17 protein-coding genes and 1 rRNA gene are annotated in these 20,539 nt (G+C 67.7%); 12 read left to right on the top strand and 6 right to left on the bottom strand.

Annotated elements, in window-relative coordinates:
• Positions 1–341 precede the first annotated feature (341 nt).
• Entirely contained in the window at positions 342–3,299 is a 2,958-nt protein-coding gene (locus ACFVJ5_RS32370; RefSeq protein ID WP_379226067.1) for an AMP-binding protein, read from the top strand.
• A gap of 80 nt (positions 3,300–3,379) precedes the next feature.
• Here the strand turns inward: ACFVJ5_RS32370 and rffA are convergent, their stop codons facing one another.
• Both rffA and ACFVJ5_RS32360 read right to left on the bottom strand, forming a co-directional pair.
• Complete coding sequence (gene rffA, locus ACFVJ5_RS32365; protein ID WP_379226065.1) at positions 3,380–4,516, bottom strand: dTDP-4-amino-4,6-dideoxygalactose transaminase; 1,137 nt, start codon at positions 4,514–4,516, stop codon at positions 3,380–3,382.
• Positions 4,513–5,553 (bottom strand): glycosyltransferase, encoded by a 1,041-nt coding sequence (locus tag ACFVJ5_RS32360; protein ID WP_379226392.1) that lies wholly within the window; start codon positions 5,551–5,553, stop codon positions 4,513–4,515. The genes rffA and ACFVJ5_RS32360 overlap by 4 nt, the downstream gene beginning before the upstream one ends.
• A gap of 266 nt (positions 5,554–5,819) precedes the next feature.
• On the opposite strand from ACFVJ5_RS32360, the gene ACFVJ5_RS32355 reads away from it, so the two are divergent.
• Genes ACFVJ5_RS32355 through ACFVJ5_RS32345 form a run of 3 tightly spaced genes read left to right on the top strand, consistent with a single transcriptional unit; the run spans position 5,820 to position 8,683 of the window.
• Complete coding sequence (locus ACFVJ5_RS32355; RefSeq protein WP_379226063.1) at positions 5,820–8,015, top strand: hypothetical protein; 2,196 nt, start codon at positions 5,820–5,822, stop codon at positions 8,013–8,015.
• Positions 8,012–8,449, top strand: coding sequence for a GtrA family protein (locus ACFVJ5_RS32350; RefSeq protein ID WP_379226061.1), 438 nt, complete (start codon positions 8,012–8,014; stop codon positions 8,447–8,449). Before ACFVJ5_RS32355 ends, ACFVJ5_RS32350 begins: the two co-directional genes overlap by 4 nt.
• Positions 8,450–8,458: 9 nt before the next feature.
• Positions 8,459–8,683 carry a Trm112 family protein gene (locus ACFVJ5_RS32345; RefSeq protein WP_266287518.1) on the top strand — a complete coding sequence of 75 codons (225 nt, stop codon included), beginning with the start codon at positions 8,459–8,461 and terminating at the stop codon, positions 8,681–8,683.
• Between the two features lie 25 nt (positions 8,684–8,708).
• Here ACFVJ5_RS32345 and ACFVJ5_RS32340 read toward each other — a convergent pair whose 3' ends face one another.
• The 4 genes from ACFVJ5_RS32340 to ACFVJ5_RS32325 form a co-directional block, all read right to left on the bottom strand.
• Complete coding sequence (locus ACFVJ5_RS32340) at positions 8,709–9,344, bottom strand: TetR family transcriptional regulator (protein WP_379226059.1); 636 nt, start codon at positions 9,342–9,344, stop codon at positions 8,709–8,711.
• Between the two features lie 28 nt (positions 9,345–9,372).
• Positions 9,373–10,134 carry an ABC transporter permease gene (locus tag ACFVJ5_RS32335; protein WP_379226057.1) on the bottom strand — a complete coding sequence of 254 codons (762 nt, stop codon included), beginning with the start codon at positions 10,132–10,134 and terminating at the stop codon, positions 9,373–9,375.
• On the bottom strand, positions 10,131–10,865 hold the full coding sequence (locus ACFVJ5_RS32330; protein WP_379226056.1) for an ABC transporter ATP-binding protein: 735 nt from the start codon (positions 10,863–10,865) through the stop codon (positions 10,131–10,133). Before ACFVJ5_RS32330 ends, ACFVJ5_RS32335 begins: the two co-directional genes overlap by 4 nt.
• A gap of 72 nt (positions 10,866–10,937) precedes the next feature.
• Complete coding sequence (locus ACFVJ5_RS32325; RefSeq protein ID WP_379226054.1) at positions 10,938–12,452, bottom strand: multicopper oxidase family protein; 1,515 nt, start codon at positions 12,450–12,452, stop codon at positions 10,938–10,940.
• A 188-nt stretch (positions 12,453–12,640) separates the two neighbouring features.
• Between ACFVJ5_RS32325 and ACFVJ5_RS32320 the strand changes: the two genes are divergently transcribed.
• The 8 genes from ACFVJ5_RS32320 to ACFVJ5_RS32285 form a co-directional block, all read left to right on the top strand.
• Positions 12,641–13,819, top strand: coding sequence for an NAD(P)/FAD-dependent oxidoreductase (locus tag ACFVJ5_RS32320; protein ID WP_379226052.1), 1,179 nt, complete (start codon positions 12,641–12,643; stop codon positions 13,817–13,819).
• An 89-nt stretch (positions 13,820–13,908) separates the two neighbouring features.
• Entirely contained in the window at positions 13,909–14,787 is an 879-nt protein-coding gene (locus ACFVJ5_RS32315; protein ID WP_379226050.1) for an RNA polymerase sigma-70 factor, read from the top strand.
• A 130-nt stretch (positions 14,788–14,917) separates the two neighbouring features.
• Positions 14,918–16,063 carry a low temperature requirement protein A gene (locus ACFVJ5_RS32310; protein WP_379226048.1) on the top strand — a complete coding sequence of 382 codons (1,146 nt, stop codon included), beginning with the start codon at positions 14,918–14,920 and terminating at the stop codon, positions 16,061–16,063.
• Between the two features lie 81 nt (positions 16,064–16,144).
• Positions 16,145–16,753 carry a DNA-3-methyladenine glycosylase gene (locus ACFVJ5_RS32305; RefSeq protein ID WP_379226390.1) on the top strand — a complete coding sequence of 203 codons (609 nt, stop codon included), beginning with the start codon at positions 16,145–16,147 and terminating at the stop codon, positions 16,751–16,753.
• 105 nt (positions 16,754–16,858) lie between these two features.
• Positions 16,859–17,284, top strand: coding sequence for a DoxX family protein (locus ACFVJ5_RS32300; protein ID WP_379226046.1), 426 nt, complete (start codon positions 16,859–16,861; stop codon positions 17,282–17,284).
• A gap of 185 nt (positions 17,285–17,469) precedes the next feature.
• On the top strand, positions 17,470–18,318 hold the full coding sequence (locus tag ACFVJ5_RS32295) for an alpha/beta hydrolase (RefSeq protein ID WP_379226044.1): 849 nt from the start codon (positions 17,470–17,472) through the stop codon (positions 18,316–18,318).
• A gap of 28 nt (positions 18,319–18,346) precedes the next feature.
• On the top strand, positions 18,347–19,633 hold the full coding sequence (tyrS, locus tag ACFVJ5_RS32290) for a tyrosine--tRNA ligase (protein WP_379226042.1): 1,287 nt from the start codon (positions 18,347–18,349) through the stop codon (positions 19,631–19,633).
• Between the two features lie 550 nt (positions 19,634–20,183).
• A 16S ribosomal RNA gene (locus tag ACFVJ5_RS32285) occupies positions 20,184–20,539 on the top strand; the annotation flags it as partial.

Below are 20,539 nucleotides of genomic sequence, written 5' to 3'. Positions count from 1 at the left end.
GATGATGACCGGGAGAACCGTTGTGCGGGAGGCGATTGCGGACAGGTGGGTGTCCGAGGATCGCCCGGCGATGTGTTCTGTGCGCGGATGCTCGGCCTCATCGCGGCAGCCACCTCGCCCAGGGCTGTCCGTTTCCGGGCGATCTCGGCGGTGACAGCGAACCGTGCGAGAGTTGTGACCTCAGTGTGATCGGCCGGTGAGCGGGGGATGTGACTCGAATCGCCGGAACATGCGGCCTGTCACAGCCGACACATAATGGAGGTCCGATGTGGCAAGCTCATATGAGCACATCGGGGTGTGTGAGGTGTGTCACTTTGAGCAGGTAGGGCCAGGTGGGAACGGTGGATATCAGTCCAAAAGGTGTGGTCGGTTCGGTGCAGCGGTTGCTGGCTACCGCGCAGAACGGGCTGGAGGTGATCCGCTTCGGCGGGTTGTCACACGATGTCGAGTCCTCGCCCTTCGAGGTCGTCGAGCGTCGACGCATGTACCGGCTGCGACATTACTTCCCCGACGATACGACGCCGGGGCGTCCGGTGGCGCTGCTGGTGCCGCCGTTGATGGTGAACGCCGACATCTGGGACGTGAATGCGGCGGGCGGCGCGGTCGGCATCCTGCACGCCAGCGGAATCGACTGCTGGGTCATCGATTTCGGCTCACCGGCGACCGAGGAGGGCGGCTGGGAACGCGACCTGGCCGACCACGTGCTCGCGGTGAACTCCGCCATCGACACCGTCTGTGAGGCCACCGGCGCGCAGCTGCACCTGATGGGGTACTCCCAGGGCGGCATGTTCGCCTACCAGTCCACCGCCTACCGCTACGGCAAGGGCGTGGCCTCCATCGTCACCTTCGGCAGCCCTGTCGACATAGTCAACGGGATGCCGTTCGGCCTGCCCTACGGTCTGGTTTCCGAAGTCGCCGATTTCCTCGCCGACCACGTGATGCACCGGCTGCCGATCACCGAATCGATGGTACGCATCGGTTTCCAGATGCTCGATCCGGTGAAGACCGCCAAGTCGCGGATCGACTTCCTGCTGCAATTGCACGATCGGGAAGCGTTGCTGCCCAAGGAACGTCAGCGCCGCTTCCTCAACAGCGATGGCTGGGTGGGCTATTCGGGTCCGGCCGTGGCCGATCTGCTCAAGCAGTTCGTCGCCCACAACCGGATGATGCTCGGCGGCTTCGTGATTCGCGACCACCCGGTGTCACTCGCCGAGCTCAAGTGCCCGATCCTGGCATTCGTCGGCGAGGTCGACGACATCGGTCAGCCCGCCGCGGTGCGTGGCATCGTGCGGGCCGCGCCCAATGCTGAGGTGTACGAAGCCAGTTTGGTGGCAGGCCATTTCGGGCTCGTCGCCGGCTCGACCGCCACCAACCACACCTGGCCGATGGTGCGCGACTGGATCGCCTGGATGGACGGCAACGGCACCCTTCCCGAGCAGATCGTGCCCATGCAGGAACACGTCGCGAGCAACGCGCCGCGCACGGCCGCCACCCGGATGGTGCACACCGCCGCCGGTCTGGCCGAGGCGGGCGCGGGTGTCGGCAAGGCGTTGGAAGGCATCGCGGGCAACACGATTCGAGGATCGATCGAGATGGCGGGCGAGGCGGCGCGAGCGCTGCCGCGGCTGACGCGGCTCGGGATGATCCAGCCGCACACCCGTATCTCCCTCGGCAAACTGCTCAGCGAGCACGCCTCCCGCGCTCCGCAGAAGGACCTGGTGCTCTTCGACGACCGGGTGCACACCAACGCCGCTGTCGAGGAGCGCGTCGACAATGTGGTGCGTGGCCTGATCTCTGTCGGTATCCGGCCCGCGATGCGGGTCGGCGTCATGATGGAGACGCGTCCGAGTGCGCTGGCTTCGGTGGCCGCGCTGTCGCGGATCGGCGCTGTCGCGGTGCTGCTCGCGCCGGGCGCCGAACTCGACCGGGCCATCGAGCTGACCGGCGTGCAGACGTTGATCGCCGACCCGGAGAACCTGCGTTCGGCCGCCGCGACGGCTGCCAGGGTGCTCGTGCTCGGCGGCGGCGGCAGTCGTTCGCTCGCGGTGGCCACCAGCGACCGGGTGGTCGACCTGGAGCAGATCGACCCGGCGAAGGTCAGGGTGCCCGCGTGGTACCGGCCGAACCCGGGTCTGGCGCGCGAACTCGCGTTCGTACTCGTGCTCGGCTCCGGCGACCGCCTCGAGGCGAAGTACATCACCAACCATCGCTGGGCGCTGTCGGCATTCGGTACCGCGAGCGCGGCCGATCTGGACCGTCGTGACACCGTGTACTGCCTTGCGCCACTGCACCATTCGTCGGGGCTGTTGGTGAGCCTCGGTGGGGCGATCGCTGGTGGCAGCCGGATCGCGCTGGCCAGGCCGGTGGACATGGACCCGGGTCGCTTCGCCGAAGAGGTGCACCGGTACGGCGTCACGGTTGTCACCTACACCTGGACCATGCTGCGCGATCTGCTCGACGCCCAGGTCTTCCCCGCGGGCCACAACCATCCGATCCGCTTGTTCATCGGCTCCGGCATGCCCGCTGGACTGTGGCGGCGCACGGTCGAACAGTTCGACCCGGCCAGGGTGCTCGAGTTCTACGCCTCGATCGACGGTGATGTGGTGCTGGCGAATGTCACCGGCGCCAAGATCGGGTCCAAAGGCAGGCCGGTGCCCGGCACCGCACGGGTGGAACTGGTCGCTTACGACCCGATCAGCGAGCAGATCCTCGTCGGTGACGACGGATTCGCGCGCCGTTGCGCCGACAACGAACCCGGCCTGCTGCTCGGCAAGGCCGTCGACGGCGGCGACATCTCCGACGGTGGGCTGCGCGGTGTGTTCCGCGCCGGTGACGCCTGGTGGCCGACGGAGAATCTGTTCCGCCGCGACAGCGACGGTGACTACTGGCTGGTCGATCGCCGTGACACGGTGATCCGCACCGCGCGCGGCCCGGTGTTCACCCAGCCGATCGTGGACATGCTCAACGACATCACACCGGTCGACATGGAAGTCGCGTTCGGGCTGAAGACCGCGGCCGGGGTCATCGCCGCGGCCGCGCTGAGCGTGCGTCACGGATTCCGGATCGAACCGGGCGATGTCACCGAGGCGATGCGCGGGCTGGAGGCTTCCCAGCGTCCCGACCTGGTCTACGTCGTCGACGAGATCCCGCGTAGCTCCAGCTTCCGCCCCTCGGCGTCGGCGATCCAGGCCGCGGGCCTGCCCAAGGCGGGACCGGGTACCTGGATCTACAACCGGGAGACCGAGGCCTACGAGGTACTCAGCGACGCCGCCGCGGCGACGCTGTTCGGCGGAAGCTGACCGGTGACCTGGCCCAACCGCTGACCGCACAACGACAAGGCCGCCCGGCAGAAGCCGGGCGGCCTTGTCGTTCGTTGCGGCTACACCTGGTATTCGGTGACCGCGTCGACGACACGACCGAGCTGCGCCTCGCTGAGCAACGGCCACAGCGGCAGGCGCACGATCGTCGCCGAGAAGTTCGCCGAGCGCGTGCACGGCACCGGGGTACGGCCGTACTTGAGGCCCGCGGGGCTCGAATCCAGCGGAATGTAGTGGAACGGCGCGACGATGCCGCGTTCGGCCAGGTGGGCGATGATGCCGTCGCGGCTGTCCTCGCTGGGCATGCGCAGGTAGAACAGGTGCGCGGTGTGGCCCGCGTCGGCGGGCACCGTCATCGGGCGCACGTCGTTGCGTGCCGCCCAGTCGGGCAGCGCGGCCGCGTAGGTGTCCCACACGCGGTGACGGTTGGCCTGGATGGTGTCGAACTCGGCCAGCTGAGCGTCGAGCACGGCGGCATTGAGCTCGCTGGGCAGGTAGCTGGAACCGATGTCCTGCCAGGAGTACTTGTCGACCTGGCCGCGCAGGAAGCGAGCGCGGTCGGTGCCCTTCTCCCGCATGATCTCGGCGCGACTCATCAGGATCTCGTCCGACAGCAGCAGCGCGCCACCCTCACCGCAGTGCACGTTCTTGGTGTCGTGGAAACTCTGCGTGCCGAGGGTGCCGATCGTGCCCAGCTGCCTGCCACGCCAGGTGCCACCGAGACCGTGCGCGTTGTCCTCGATGATCGCCACGCCGTGCTGGGCGGCCAGCGCGAGCAGCGGCTCCATGTCGGCGGCGACACCGCCGTAGTGCATCACCACGATGGCCTTGGTGCGGTCGGTGACCGCGGCGGCCGCGGCGGCGGGGTCGATATTGCCGGTGGACTCGTCGATGTCGACGAACACACAGGTGGAACCACGCAGGGCCATCGAGGTGGCCGCGGAGGTGAACGCGAAACTGGGGACGATCACCTCGTCGTCGGGGCCCAGCTCCAGCAGCAGCGCGCCCAATTCGAGTGCGTGCGTGCAGGAGGTGGTGAGCAGCGCGTGATCGGCGCCGGTGATGGCTTTGATCTTCGCCGTCGCCGACTTGGTGAACTGACCGTCGCCGTGACTGTGATCGGAATCGAGCACGGTCATCAGATTGGGGCGTTCAGCGGCAGCGCGGAACGGCCTGCTGAAGATGATGCGGTCGCTCACGCGCGATGGCCCTTCTCCGTCGCGGCTGCCGGTACCGCGGCGTCGACTCGATGGTTCAGGGCCGGCGCATGCATCGTATCCGGGCGCGGTGTCGGGGTCTGCACGGTGAGGTAGAGCGGCTTGCCGACCAGGATGTGCAGCGCGACACCGAGATACTCGGCGATCAGACCGAGCGAGAACAGCATCGCGCCCGAGCACAGCAGCATCACGACGATGATCGACGCCCAGCCCTCGGGATCGTGGTTGTCCTGCGTGAGCGCCTGCACGATCACCACCGCGGCCATGATCACCCCGGCCAGCGCGAGGGTGACCCCGAGCATGCTCACCAGTCGCAGTCCGCGAGTGCCGCTGCACAGCACCATCTTCCAGAACAGCGAGAACAGACGGCGATAGTTGTAGCCGGACTCCTCGCGCCCTTCGGCGCGCAGCACCACCGGCACCGAGACCGTATTGCCGACCACCCAGGTGAGCGCCACGTCCAGGTAGACCCCGTTGGCCGCGACTTCGGCGAGCTGGCGGCCGATGTCACCGCGGATCAGCCGGAAGCTCTCGAAGCGCGTCGAATCCGGGAACGCGAACACCGTCGCCAGCACGATCTTGGCGCCGCGCGAGGTGAGATTGCGCAGGAAGCCGTGCGGGCGGGTGTTGGACGGTTTCGAATAGACCAGGTCCGCGCGCGAGGCCAGCGCCGCGTCCAGGAAGTCGGCGATGAACGCGGGGTCGTGCTGACCGTCCTCGTCCATTGTGACGATCCAGTCGCCCTGCGCCGCCGCCATACCGGCGATCGTCGCCGCGTCCTGACCGAAGTTGCGGCTCAACCACACCGCGCGCACCTGAGGGAAGGAGCCTTCCAATTCCTGGAGCACGACATCGGAGCGGTCGGGACCGTTGTCGTGCACGAGGATGATCTCCTCGACCGCGAACCGGGCGCCCGCCGCGGTCGTACTCGGGCCCGTCAGCCGGTCCAGCTCGGCGACCAGTGCCGCGATCGTGTCCTCACCCCGATACACCGGAACGACCACCGACACCGAATGCACCGGGCTCGACCCGTTGCGATCGGGCGCGCCCGATCGCACGACAGTGTCGGGCCTGGACAAAGGTGCGGACGGAATCGGCATCGCGGACACTTTCGGTGTTTCGGAGGTAATGACCCAACAGTGAGCGCACTTTAACACCGGCGCGTGACACGTCGGTGGAAGCGATCCCGCTGTGCGACGGTGCCAGTCGGGCCGTGTGCCTGTAGGGTCTGGTCCTCGTGGTGGAAAGTAGAACCCCGTCCCGTCGTTCCGTCTATATCTGGGGCTTGATCACCTCCCTCGGAGTGATCGCGGGCTATGGTGCGGTTCTCCTCGCCAACGTTCGGCACTTCTACACCGACGACACCGAATCCCAGTACGTCCCGCTGTGGGTGATGCTCGGCAACCGGCTGCGCAACGGTGATCTGCCGGTGATGGTGCCCGAGCACTGGATGGCCGGGAACTACTCGATCGAGGAAGCCGGGCTACTGAATCCGCCGCAGCTGCTGATCGATCTGATCGCGCCCTCGGTGGACAACCTGGTGCTGTACGCGACCGTGGTGAAGCTGATCTTCGCGATCATCCTCGGCCTCGGCGTCTACCGGATCTGCCTGGCCTACGGCTCGCGGGTGCAGTGGGCGGCGCTGGCCGGCGTCTCGATTCCGTTCACCGGTTGGCTGCTGTTCTTCGACGAGGCCAGCTGGATGACCGCCTTCACCGGCACCGCGTGGATGGTGCACGCCTGGGCGTCGGGCGTGCGCTACTCGCGTGGTCGCGGTGGGCCGATCCCCGTGTTCGTGTATCTCTACCTGGCGATCTCGGTGCAGTACATCTTCCCGGCGGTGGAAGCCGGTCTGATGATCGGCGCGGTCGCGATCGGTGAGCTGATCTACCAGCGGGCCTGGCGCCCGTCACTGAAGCTGCTGACGGTGGCGGGGTTGGCGGCGCTGGCCGGTGCGGCCACCTATCTGCCGAGCATGCTCTCGGCGAAGGTCACCTGGCGTGGCACGGCCCAGATCAACAACGACATGTTCCTCACTGTGCCGTGGTCGGAATCGCTGAACGCGAGCCTGCCCTCGACCCTGCCCGCGTTCACCTCGTGGTGGGGTTACGTGCAGCCGCTGCCGGTGGTCTACATCGCCTGGTTCCTGATTCCGGCCCTGGCGTTCATCGACTGGGGCAAGGCGCGTGCGGCCTGGCGCGAACTCAGCGGCATCGGCCTGTTCGCGATCGCGGCGCTGATGTGGACGGCCGGGCCGGGCACGATCGGCCCGCTGCGCTGGCCTGCCCGCGTGCTGCCGATGGTGGCGCTGGGTCTGCTGCTGCTGGTGTGCGTGCTGCTCGGGCGGTTCGCGACCTTCAAGGACTGGCGTGCGCGCGGGATCGCGGCGGCCGTGCTGATCGGGCTGCTGTGGGTGCGCTCGTTCTCCGCCGACCCGCACAACTGGATCGCGCATGTGATCGCCGCGCTGGCCATCGCCGCGCTCGGGGCCGCGCTGGTGTGGCTGGCGGTGAACAAGGGGATCTCGGCGGCGGTCGCGCTGGCGATCATCGCGGTGTCCCCGATCGCCTATGTCCAGGTGGAGCGGGCACAGCCGACGCCGATGAGCTGGAATCTGCCCAGCGATCGGGCCGCGGCACGCGCGGCGTTCCCGGAATTCGCGGGGACCACGCTGCAGCTCGGCGATCGCGCGCTCATCCAGCCGGGGGAGCGCACCCTCGACGGCGCCTACGGCTCGCTGGTGTTCGGCAACTACGCCAAGGACATCGAGCGCACCTATGTCAGCGGCTACACCCCGAACGGCCACTTCTGGTTCGGCGACATGCTCTGCATGCGCTGGGACACCAGCGTGTGCCCCGACGCCTACCGCCGCGCTTTCGCGGTCGAGCCGTCGACCGGCAAAACGGTCGTCGACCTGATGAACATCGACCGGGTGGTGCTGCAACGCGCGCTCTACCCGGCCGCGCGGACCGAGCCCGCGCCCGAGGGGTGGAAATGGGTCGACTACCCCGGCCACGAGAACTACATCTCGGTCCTCGAACGAGCGGACGGGCTGATCTCCACCCGCAACGGCCGGATCTCGGCGGTCGAGAACGCCACCGCGGTCTCGACCTCGGAAAGCGATACGACGAGCCGGGTCACTGTGAGCTCCCAGTCCGGTGGCCGCGTGGTGTTCGCGCGGCTGGGCTGGCCGGGGTACCGGGTGAGCCTCGACGGCAAGGACATCCCGTTCAAGGTCGTCGCGAAGAGTTTCGTCGCGGTCGACATTCCGGCCGGGACGAAGAACGGCGATCTCGAGCTGACCTGGCGTCCGCCGGGCTGGAAGATCGGCGGGGCCGCGATCGGCCTCGGACTGCTCGGACTCGCGGTGTTCCAGTGGCTGTACGTGCGTGGGCGTAAGCCCGACGACGAGGAGCTGGACGCCCCGGCGGCGGAGTCGATCACCGATGACGACACCGCGCTCGCGGACGCGGTGCGATGACCGCCGAGGCGGCGGGCGGCGTGCTCGAGACACCGGGCCCGCTGCTGCGGATCGTGAAACGTCAGGAGCTGGCGTTCGCGATCGTCGGCGGGTTCAACACGCTGCTCGGCATGGCCCTCGTCGTGTTCTGGCTGCAGGTGCTCGGCGACGGCAGGCCCGGTGTGGCTGTTGTCGCTGCCTACGCGGTGAGCACGGTGGTCGCGTTCGTGTTGCATCGCACGCTGGTGTTCCGCGTTCACGGCCATCTCCTGCGCGACTTTCTCGCGTTCTGTGGGGTGAACGCCGGTGGTCTGGTGCTCAACGTGATCCTGGTGGAGCTGGCGGTCACCGGCCTCGGGTTTCCCGCCGCTCCCGCCTCGGTGATCGTCATGGGTCTGGTGGCGGTCGTGAGCTTCTTCGGACACCGCTACATCTCGTTCCGCCGGGCGCGGTAGGTTAGGCACATGGCGCACGAATCCACCATCGACGCAACCCTGCTCGGCCTGCTGGCCTGCCCCCAGGACAAGGGCCCGCTGCAGCTGGTGCGCACCGAAGCCGATGTGAGCGTGCTCTACAACCCGCGTCTACGGCGCGCGTACCCGATCGACAACGGCATCCCGGTGCTGCTGATCGACGAGGCCCGCGACGTCACCGACGCCGAGCACGAATTCTTCGTCGCCGAATCCTGACCCTCGAACGATTTCCGGCGCTGGATCACCAACTGCCGGTATCGATGTCACCGGTCAGGTAGCGCTGCACGACCGGGCCGACGGCATCGACCACGGCCTCGATCGGCATCGAGGCCAGTGGTTCCAGCGCGATGATCTTGCGCGCGGTCAAGACCCCGATCATCTGGGACGCGGCCAGCGAGACCCTGGCGCGCCCGTCGTCGTCGCCGGTGGCGATGCGCACCCGGACCCGTTCCAGCACCACCTGGAGCAGGAACGTGCGCGCGAGATTCTGATCGCCGCCCGCGAAGATGCTGCGGACCATGGCCACGATGCCGGGTCCGGCGGGGGAGTCCCACACCGTGACGACCGCGCGCACGATCGTCGCGCCGAGTTCGGCGATCGGTGCGGCGTCGACGGCGTTCAGCGTGGTGTCCGGGTCGACCGGGAAGTCCACCGCGGCGGCGAACAGCTGCTGCTTGTTGCCGAAGTAGTGGTGCACCAGCGCCGGGTCGACATCGGCATCGGCCGCGATCGCGCGGATCGAGGTCTTGTCGAACCCGGCGCCGGCGAACCGGACCCGCGCCGCGTCGAGAATCGCCAGCCTGGTGTCGGCGTTGCCCGGCCTGCGCCCGGTGCGCCCGGATTTCGCTGTGCCGGAACCGGATTCGCCGTCACTCATCATGGATCCTCTCGTCGGGTCTTGTTCGCTACGTGGTGCGTCGACGCAGAGTAGCCGCGGCGAGGCCGAGGGCCACCACCGCGAACCCGGCGACGACGGCGATATCGCGCCACATCGCGGCTGTCGGCTCCGCGTGAACCGACACCTGCTGGAGCGCGTCGACCGCGTAGCTCAACGGCATCACATTGCTGATCGCCTCCAGCCAGTCGGGCAGCCGGTCACGCGGTACCAGCAGCCCACACAGGAAGATCTGCGGCGCGACGATCACCGGCATGAACTGCACGGCCTGGAATTCGGTCCGCGCGAAAGCACTCGCCAGCAGGCCGAGCCCGACGCCGCACACCGCGTCGACCATCGCGATCAGCATGACCCAGCCCGGACTGCCCGCGGCGGTCAACCCGAGCAGCCAGAACGCGACCACGCAGGCGACCGCGGCCTGCGCGGCGGCGGCGAGGGAGAACGCGCTGCCGTACCCGGCGAGCAGGTCGAGCTTGCTCAGCGGAGTGGTGAGCAGCCGTTCGAGGGTTCCCGAGGTGCGTTCGCGCTGCATCGCGATCGCGGTGATCAGGAACATCACGATGAACGGCAGGATCCCGAGCATCGTGATGCCGACCCGGTCGAACATGGTCAGCGGGGAGTGTGGCGCGTGCGGTGCGTCCTGGTAGATGAAGTACAGCAGGGTCATTAGCAGGGCGGGAACCACCAGGATCATGGCGACGGTGCGGTGGTCGTTGCGCAGTTGTCGCAGGATCCGGGCGGTCGTGGCGGTGTAGGGGCGCAGGGTGGTCACGCGTGCTCTCCCATCGTGATCAAGGTCAGGAAAGCGGCTTCGAGGTTCTGTTCGTCGGTGCGCTCGCGCAGTTCGTCGGGGCTGAGCTGGGCGAGCAGGTTGCCCTCGCGCATCAGCAGGAGTTTGTCGCAGTGTTCGGCTTCGTCCATCACGTGACTCGATACGAGCAGCGTCGTTCCCGCCGCGGCCAGTTCACGGAACTGCTTCCACAACTCCACCCGCAACACCGGATCGAGGCCGACCGTCGGTTCGTCGAGCACCAGTAGTTCCGGCTTGCCGACGAGCGCGCACGCCAGCGACGCCCTGGTCTTCTGGCCACCCGAGAGCTGGTCGCCGAGCTGATCCGCGTGATCGGCCAAACCGACTGCGACGAGCGCGGATTCGGTGTCGTCGCGGTCGCGTCCGTAGAGGGCGGCGTAGTACGACACATTGTCGCGGACGCTGATGTCGGCGTAGATGCTCGGCGCCTGGGTGACATAACCGACCCGGCGGCGCAGCCCGGCGCTGCCCGCCGGCTCGCCGAGCACGGTGACGGTGCCCGATTCCACCAGTTGCGTTCCCACGATGCTGCGCAGCAGGGTGGTCTTCCCGCAGCCGGACGGACCGAGCAGGCCGGTGATCGAGCCGCGCGGGATGTCCAGGGTGAGGCCGTGTAGGACGGGGCGTTTTCCGCGTGTGACGGTCAGGTCCGCGACCTGGACGGCGATCGGTGGCGGTGCGGTGCGCGACATGGTCGCCTCAATTCATCGAGTGTTGAATTCACTACGTGATGAATTTAGCGCGATGGTGTCCGGGTGGCAAGGTCAGTGGGCGTGTCCCGGGGGTGTCACGGCCTGCTGACCTGGTTCGACGACGGTGAACTGGCCCATCATCCCGACATCCTCGTGCCACAGCAGATGGCAGTGATACATGTACGGCGTCGTCGGATCGGCGGGCCCGTCGAAGCGCAGAGCCAGCGTCGTCGCCGTATTCGGCGGCAGGAAGATGGTGTCCTTGGCGCCGGTCAGCTCGGGCGGGGGCGGGCCGCCGTCGTAGTCGAGCACCCGGAACTGCACATCGTGGACGTGAAAGTTGTGCGGCATGCCGTCGATGTTGCGCACCACCCAGGTCTCGGTGGTGCCCCGGGTGACCGTGGTGTCGATGCGGCTCATGTCCATGCGCTCGCCGTTGATACCGGCCAGGGTCAGATCGAAGCGCCGTTGCGTGACCGAGTCGGTCCCATCGGGAATCGACAGCGGCACAAGGTTTTCCGGTAACGCATCGGAGGGGCGCAAGGTCGATGCGGCGCGCAGTTCGAGCACATCGAACGTGTCGTCACCGCCCGAGAACCGGTTCGACCAGAAATCGAGGCCCGCCGTGAGCTTCTCGCTGCGCAGCACGGTGCGCTCGCCGGGACGCACCCGCACCACGATCTCCGCGCGTTCGCCGGGTGAGAGGCGGAGGCGATCGAGGGTGACGGGGCGTTCGAGCAGACCGCCGTCGGAACCGATCATCGCGAACGCGCGGGCGTCGTCGAAGGCGAAGGTGTAGATCCGCGCGGTCGAGGCATTGAGCAGGCGCAGCCGCACCAGTTCGTCCCCGACCTCCTGATAGGGGGACAGGGTGCCGTTGACCATGGTGCGGTCGCCGAGGAAGCCGATGTCACGGAAGATCGCGTGCGCCCCGTCGAGGCGGCTACCGCGCAGGCGCATGTCCTGCACGATCACCGGGATGTCGTCCACGCCGTAGGTGTTCGGCAGCGGCAGTTCCGCACTCGGTGCGTCATCGATGAGGAACATGCCCGCCAAGCCGCGGCGCACATGGTCCTCGGTGGCGCCGTGCGGGTGCGGGTGATACCAGAGAGTCGAAGCCGGTTGGTCCACAGTCCATTCCGGTGTCCATGTCGCACCGGGGCCGACCATCTGGTGCGGTCCGCCGTCCATGGCGGCAGGTAGGTGCATGCCGTGCCAGTGCACTGTCGATGCCTCGGGGAGTTGGTTGCGCACCTGGACTCGCACGCGTTCGCCGCGGGCCGCGCGCAGAGTGGGACCGAGATAGGTGCCGTTGAAGCCCCATGTCTCGGTGGCGCGGCCGGGCTCGAACGCGGTTGTCCCGGTGCGCATATCGAGTGCGAACACCCGTGTTCCGGTGGAGTCGACAGTCGAATCGGCCAGCGGTGGAATGCGCAGTGGCTGAGCGAATTCCGTGGTGCCGACCGTCGAGATGTCGGCGGAGCTCCAAGTCCACGCCACCCCGGCGCCGATCGCGGTGACCAGGGTGACGACGAGGGCGCACGCGCCGAGCAGGATGCGGCGCAGCCGACGTGGGGGAGAAGCCATGCCTCGACGGTAGGGACGCGAACCCTGCGCCACATCCGGGTGCGTCCCCGGTTCGACCCCGATTTCCGGTCGAGGATTTCAGGGTTTCCCGCAGGCCAGGATCATGTGATGTGGATCACAAAGCGGGGTTGTCACGTTCCGGCGGGCTGCTTTGTCCCATGAACATCCCACCGACAAGGAGCACCGCAATGACCACCACCACGCACCGCATCGTCGTCCTCGGCGCCGGCTACACCGGCATGCTGGCCGCGATCCGCCTGGCCCGGCGTGCCAGGAAACTGGATGTGGCGATCACCCTGGTCAACCCGTCGGCCCGCTTCACCGAGCGGCTGCGGCTGCACCAGATCGCCGCCGGTCAGGAACTCGCCCACCACGACATCCCGGACATCCTCGACGGCACCGGCGTCGAATTCGTGCGGGGCTGGGTCACCGCGATCGACCCCGCCGCGCAGCGCGTCCACGTCGACGGTGCCGGCGAACTCGCCTACGACGAGTTGATCTACGCCCTCGGCAGCACCGCCGAGACGTCCTTGGTGCCCGGTGTCGCCGACCACGCTTTCACCCTCGACGACCCGCGCCTCGCCCACGAATTCGCGGGCAAACTGACCACCCTCGCGGCTCAGGGTGCCGCCGTCGCCGTGTGCGGTGGCGGCCTCACCGGTATCGAAGCCGCGACCGAGATCGCGGAAAGCCACCCCGGTCTGCGCGTCACCCTGATCAGCTCGGGCGAGCCGGGCGCGATGATGGGCGACAAAGCCCGCGCCCACCTGAACAAGGCGATGGACCGGCTCGGCATCCTCCGCGAGATCGGCGTGCGCGTCGCCAAAGTGCAGCCCGACGCGGTCGAACTCGCCGACGGCACGGTGATCGGCGCCGACCTCACGCTGTGGACCACCGGCGTGCGGGTCTCGCCGCTGGGCGCCGAGGCGGGGATCGAGACCGACGCGCGTGGCCTCATCGTCGTGGACCCGACGCTGAAGTCGGTGTCGCACCCGATGATTCACGCCATCGGTGACTCGGCCGCCGTCCGCCAGGGGTGGGGACAGGTGCACGGCACCTGCCAGAGTGGCCTGCCCACCGCCGCGTACACCGCCGACCTGATCGCCGCCGAACTGCGCGGCAAGACGGTGCGGCCGTTCCGCTTCGGATACTTCCACCAGCCGGTCAGCCTGGGCCGCCGCGACGCGGTCATCCAGTTCACCAACGCCGACGACACCCCGCGCCGCCTCTACCTCACCGGCTGGGCCGCGCGCACCTACAAGGAGACGGTGAGCAGCAGCCCTGTCCCGACGTTCAAGGCCAGCAAGAAGATGACCATGAACGTGCAATTGTCCAAGGGCGGCAAGGCGACTCGCGCCCTCGCGTGAACAGCCCGCACCGTCGCCGATCGGGCGCCGACCCTGGTCGGCGCCCACCGATTCGCCACCGTGACGGAGGGTGCGACATGGTAGATCGTATGTCCGACCAGGATCCGTTCCTCGAACACCGCCGCCTGCTGTTCGCGACCGCCTACCGCATGCTCGGTACGGTCGCCGACGCCGAGGACGTCCTGCAGGACACCTGGCTCAAGTGGAACGACACCGACCACGCCACGGTCGCCCATCCCAAGGCCTACCTGGTCCGCGCGGTCACCAATCTCTCGCTCAACCGACTGACCTCCGCCCGCGCGACCCGCGAAAGCTATGTCGGCCCTTGGCTTCCCGAGCCGGTCCTGACATCGCCCGATATCGCCGAGGACACCGAATTGGCCGACACCGTCTCCACCGCCATGCTCGTCGTGCTGGAAACCCTCACCCCCGTCGAACGCGCGGTGTTCCTGCTGCGCGAAGTGTTCGGCTATTCGCACGCCGAGATCGCCGAAGCTCTCGACCGGACCGAGGCGAGCGTGCGACAGATCGCGCACCGCGCGAAGAACCACGTCCACTCGCGCCGCCCACGATTCGATACCGACAAGGCCGCTCGCGCCCAGGTCACCGCACAGTTCATGGCCGCCTGCGCCGGCGGCGACCTCAACGCCCTGATGGACCTGCTCGCCCCCGATGTCACCTGCTGGTCCGACGGCGGCGGCGTGGTCACCGCCGCGCGTCGCCCCCTGCACGGGCCCGACCACGTCGCCCGCTGGATCCTGGGCGTCCTCGCCAAACCGTCGTCCGCGGGTTTCGAACTCACCGGGGCCGACATCAACGGCGAGCTCGGCGCCCTGGCCTCCTTCGCCGGAAACCCCGGCGCCGCCTTCACTTTCGACCTCGTCGACGGACACATCCAGAATCTGCGATTCCAGGTCAACCCCAGCAAGCTGGCCGGTCTGTACCGCGGCACCGACCTGCTCGGCTGAGCAATCCCTCGCTGACCGCTTGTCGCGCCGGGACGAGCTCGTCCCGGCCGAGGACCCCGCCCGAATCAGGGGTGAAACCTCGTCCCGCGCTGGGTTCGCGCGAACCGGTCACTGGCCCTACCATTCTGCCGTGTCAAGCAATCTCAACGACCGGGCCGAAGGTGGCCAGGTCAGGGCCTCGACCCTGGAACTGTTCTTCGACCTGGTCTTCGTTTTCACGATCACCCAGCTCACCCACGTGTTCGTGCACCATCCGGGATGGGAAGCAGTTCTGCAGGTCTCGCTGATGTTCGGCGTGATCTGGTGGATGTACAGCGGGTACGTCTGGTTGACCAACGAGGTGGCGCCGAGCTCGTCCTCGCGCCGAACCTGGTTGCTGGTCGGGATGTCGGCGTTCTTCATGCTCGCGCTCGCCGTGCCCGACGCCTTCCACGGCACCGGTGTCGCCTTCGGCATCGGCTACCTGCTGGTGACCGCGATCCACACCGCGATGTTCGCCTCGGCGGGCGGGGCGTCGGCCGTTCTGGCGATCCGCCGGATCGGGCCGCTCAACGCGCTGTCGGCCACCCTGGTCGTGGCGGGCGGCTTCACCCACCCGCCGCTGCAATACCTGCTCTGGGCCGGGGCTTTCGCCGTGCAGATCCTCAGTCCCTACCTCGTCGACACCGCCGGATTCCGGGTCCGCGTCTCGCACTTCTGCGAGCGGCACGGGCTGGTGGTGATCGTCGCGCTCGGCGAATCGATCGTCGCGCTCGGGGTCGGGCTGGCCGGCGAACCGATCACCGTCGCGCTGCTGGCCATGGTCGCGTTGGGGCTGGCGCTGGCGTACGTGCTGTGGTGGGCCTACTTCGGTTTCGACGACGAACGCGGCGAGCACGCGCTGGGCGAACGACCCGACCTCGAACGGGTGCGGCCGGCGCTCGTCGCCTACGACTACGCGCTCTATCCGCTCCTGGTCGGCGTCATCCTCACCTCGGCAGGCATCGCGCTCAGCATCGCGCACGGCGGCGAGCCGGTGAGCTGGGCGGCCGCGGGCGCGTTGTCCGGCGGGGTCGCGCTCTACTTCGCAGGACAGTCCTGGTTCCGGGCCGCGCTCGGCCTGTCCGGTTCACGCGGCAGGCTGCTCGGCGCCCTCGCCGTCGCCGCCACCACGCCGATCGGGGTGTACTGGCTCGCCTGGGGCCAACTCGCAGCCCTGGTTGCGGTCGCGTACGCGGTGGTGATCGTCGACGATCGGCGCATCCTGCGCGCCGGGCAGCACAGCGCCTACGCCTGAGCGCCGATCGCTCGGCGTACCCGCGGCCACGCGCGGCGGCAATGCCGCGCGTGGGCGCCCGACTAGGTGACAATGACGGTCGTGTCCGCCCAGGAACTGGCCGTCGATCCCCCTACCGCCGCCCGCAGGTTGCTCGGCGCGATCCTGTGGTCGGGTCCGGTGGCGCTGCGCATCGTGGAAGTCGAGGCCTACGGCAGCAACCCCGACGGACCGTGGCCCGATCCGGCCGCGCACTCCTGGCCGGGGCCGACAGCCCGCAATGCGGTGATGTTCGGCCCGGCCGGGCGGCTCTACGTCTACCGCTCGTACGGAATTCATCTCTGTGTCAACGTGACCGGTGGTTACGACGGTGAGGCAGGCGCGGTGCTCGTGCGTGCGGCAGAGGTGGTCGGGGGCATCGACCTCGCCCGCGAACGCAGGCCCGCCGCCCGCAAGGACACCGATCTGGCGCGGGGACCGGGCAATGTCGGCAGCGCGCTCGGCATCAGCATGTCCGACTACGGAACCGAACTGTTCGACCCGTTCTCCGCGCTGCGCCTCGAACTGGAACCACCTGTGCCGCAGTCCGATATCGCCGCCGGTCCCAGAGTGGGTGTCAGCGTGGCCGCCGAGATCCCGTGGCGGTTCTGGCTGCCGGCCTCGCCCGCCGTCTCGGTCTATCGGCGCAGCCCTCGCGCCCCGATGCCCTAGCGATTTCGACAGACTTCGCCGACAGCGATGAGTTTTCCGGCGACGGTCCGTCCTATCTGTTGAACGCGCTACCAACCCGGCGCGACCGACTCGAAGGACGAGACCATGACCACTGCGACCCCCTCCGCGAACTTCTCCCACGCCGCCGACTACCGCCCCGGCAAGATCCGCAACCGCGTCCTGTGGACCCTGCAGATCGTGCTCGGCCTGTTCTTCGTCATCGCCTCGGGCGGCCCGAAGCTCGTCATCCCGAACACGTTGATGGACAACGCACCCGAGAACCTGACCATCCCGATCGGGCTGCTGATCTTCATCGGAGTCGTCGAGGTGGCGGGCGGAATCGGCCTGATGGTGCCGCGTCTGTCCGGTCTGGCCGCCGCCGGTCTGTCCGTGCTCACCGTGCTCGCCGCGGCGACGCAGGCCTTCATCGCCGACAAGCCCGCGATGGGGATCTTCCCGCTGGTGCTGGCCGCGATCTTCGCCTGGATCGCCTACGAACGCCGCGCCACCATCACCGCGCTGGTGCGATGAGCCACCACTCGACACGCCGATAATCGCCGGAGCCATCGGGTTCCGGCGATTATCGGCGTGTCGAGGCTTCGGTGAGGGAGCTGATCTCGCGCTCCCGATTTCGTCGCCGAACCCAATAGGGCGAATCCATCGCAGGTGCGACGATCGAGGCCCACGTCGAGAAGACCGTACGAGCAGGAGCGCCCGTGTTCACTTTCCCCAGCAGTGACGGCACCACGATCCACGTGCGGAGCTGGCTTCCCACCGAGACCGAGCCGCGCGGCGTCGTGCAGATCGCGCACGGCATGGGCGAACATTCCGACCGCTACGGGCACCTCGCCGAACGACTGGCCGACCTCGGGTTCGCCGTCTATGCCGACGACCACCGCGGGCACGGGCTCAGCATGGGTGCAGTGCCGGGCGACCTGGGTCCCGACGGCTGGAACCTGCTCGTCGCCGACGAGGTCGCGCTCACCGAGATCCTGCGCGAACGTCACCCCGGGCTACCCGTCACCCTGATCGGCCACAGCCTCGGCTCCTTCGCCGTGCAGCAGTACCTGCTCGACCATTCCGGCCTCGTCGACGAGGTGGTCCTGAGCGGCACGACCGCGGTCGACGGCCTGTTCGGCGAGATCGCGGCAGCCGGTGGTGACCTGATCGCCTTCTTCAACGCCGAGTTCCAGCCCACCCGCACCGACGCCGACTGGATCAGTCGCGACGAAGCCCAGGTCGACGCCTATAACGCCGACCCCTGGTGCGGTTTCGCCATCGACGAGGCCAACATGGGCCTGCTCGCTGCCAACGCCCAGACGCGGCTGTCCGATCCGAGCACCGTGCGCGCCGACCTGCCCATCTACGTGATGGTCGGCGACAAGGACCCGCTCAACAACAAGCTGCGCCTGTCCGACCTGCTCGTCCAGCGCTACCGCGACGCGGGCCTTGCCGACCTCACCTACCAGGTCTACGCGGACGCCCGCCACGAAGTCCTCAACGAAACCAACCGCGACGAGGTCGAAGCCGATCTGCTCGCCTGGCTCACCCGCGCACGCGGCTGACGAACCGCATGCGGAAAGATGGGTCAGCGTGACCGGCGACATCTTCGACGAACTGACCTGGCGCGGCCTGATCGCGCAGTCCACCGACCTGGACGAGCTGCGCGCTGCCGCGGCCGCCGCGCCCCTGACGCTCTATGCCGGCTTCGACCCGACCGCCGCCAGCCTGCACGCCGGCCACCTCGTCCCGCTGCTCGCGCTCAAGCGCTTCCAGCTGGCCGGGCATCGGCCGATCGTGCTCGCCGGCGGCGCGACCGGCATGATCGGCGACCCGCGTGACGTGGGCGAACGCACGATGAACTCGACCGACACCGTCGCCGAGTGGGCACAGCGCATCCGGGGCCAGCTCGAGCGGTTCGTCGACCTCGACGAGTCGCCGACCGGTGCGGTCATCGTCAACAACATGGACTGGACCGGCCCGCTGTCGACCGTGGATTTCCTGCGCGATGTCGGCAAGCACTTCTCGGTGAACGTGATGCTCGCCCGCGACACCGTCAAACGGCGGCTCGAAGGCGACGGCATCTCCTACACCGAGTTCAGCTACATGCTGCTGCAGGCCAACGACTACCTGCAGCTGCGGCGCGAGCACGGTTGCACGCTGCAGGTCGGTGGCTCCGATCAGTGGGGCAACATCATCGCCGGCGTCGAACTGAACCGGCGCGTGGACGGCGCGCATGTGCACGCGCTCACCGTGCCCCTGGTGACCTCGGCCGACGGCAAGAAGTTCGGCAAGTCCACCGGCGGCGGCAGCCTGTGGCTCGACCCCGAACTGACCAGCCCCTACGCCTGGTACCAGTACTTCGTGAACACCGCCGACGCCGATGTCGTGCGCTACCTGCGCTGGTTCACCTTCCTGAGCCGCGAAGAACTCGACGAGCTCGAGCAGGCGACGGCGGAACGTCCGTTCGCCCGCGAGGCGCAGAAGCGCCTGGCAGCGGAGATGACCACGCTGGTGCACGGCGAGGCCGAGACCCGCGCGGCGGAATTGGCCAGCCACGCCCTGTTCGGCCGCGGTGAGCTCGGCGAACTTCCGCTGTCCACGCTCGGCGCCGCGCTGCGCGAAGCCGCGGTCGACGGCAAGGTCGCCGAGGTGGTGCCGGGTGAACCGAACACGATCGTCGACCTGCTCGTCGCCTCGGGCCTCTGTGAAAGCAAGGGCGCGGCCCGTCGGGTGGTCAACGAAGGCGGTGCGTCGGTGAACAACCAGCGGGTCAGCGACCTCGAGTGGACTCCGTCCGATGCCGACTACCTGCACGGTGAGTGGCTGGTGCTGCGGCGCGGAAAGAAGAACATGGCGGGTGTGCATCGGATAGCCTGACGTCGTTGCGGAGGCCTGAGTCACATGCGTGTGATTCAGGCCGGCGCAAGCGCTGAGCGCACCGCCGTGACCTGCGGAGATCAGGTGCTGTCCAGGCGATTTGACGCGGCGTTATCCGGCGCGTAACTTATTGGAAGTCAGAGCGACACGGACACCAACCCGGAGCCGAGACGCTAGCCCGAGTGGCTGGCGGGCCAAGGGAGAACGCGGTAGTACGGGGAAGCGCCTGACGGAGCTGAAGATCTTGTGACCAGGCTTATGATTGACTTCGTCTGGGCGTGAGGTTAGACTGGAACAGTTGCCCTTCGGAAGATCCGGAACGATCCGGTCATTCTGTTTGTGCGTGTGTTCTTTGAGAACTCAATAGTGTGTCGATGAATGTCAGTGCCAATAATTATTATTGGTTCCAATCTTTCATGTACCCCCCGGTCGTGGGAGGTTGGACATTGAACAACAGCGAATCTTTTTGCTGGTGTTCGCTTTGCTAGGTTTTCGGACTCTAGTTAGATAATTTTGATTCGCTCTCTTCGGAGGGTTGTTTCGAGAGTCTTCAACGGAGAGTTTGATTCTGGCTCAGGACGAACGCTAGCGGCGTGCTTAACACATGCAAGTCGAGCGGTAAGGCCCTTCGGGGTACACGAGCGGCGAACGGGTGAGTAACACGTGGGTGATCTGCCTTGCACTTCGGGATAAGCCTGGGAAACTGGGTCTAATACCGGATATGACCACTGAATGCATGTTCGGTGGTGGAAAGATTTATCGGTGCGAGATGGGCCCGCGGCCTATCAGCTTGTTGGTGAGGTAACGGCTCACCAAGGCGACGACGGGTAGCCGACCTGAGAGGGTGACCGGCCACACTGGGACTGAGACACGGCCCAGACTCCTACGGGAGGCAGCAGTGGGGAA

The sequence above is a fragment of the Nocardia sp. NPDC127606 genome (assembly GCF_042671725.1).
In the GTDB taxonomy this organism is placed as follows: domain Bacteria; phylum Actinomycetota; class Actinomycetes; order Mycobacteriales; family Mycobacteriaceae; genus Nocardia.
The sequence above is the reverse complement of the archived record's forward strand: the minus strand, read 5'-3'. Positions and strand labels throughout refer to the sequence as shown.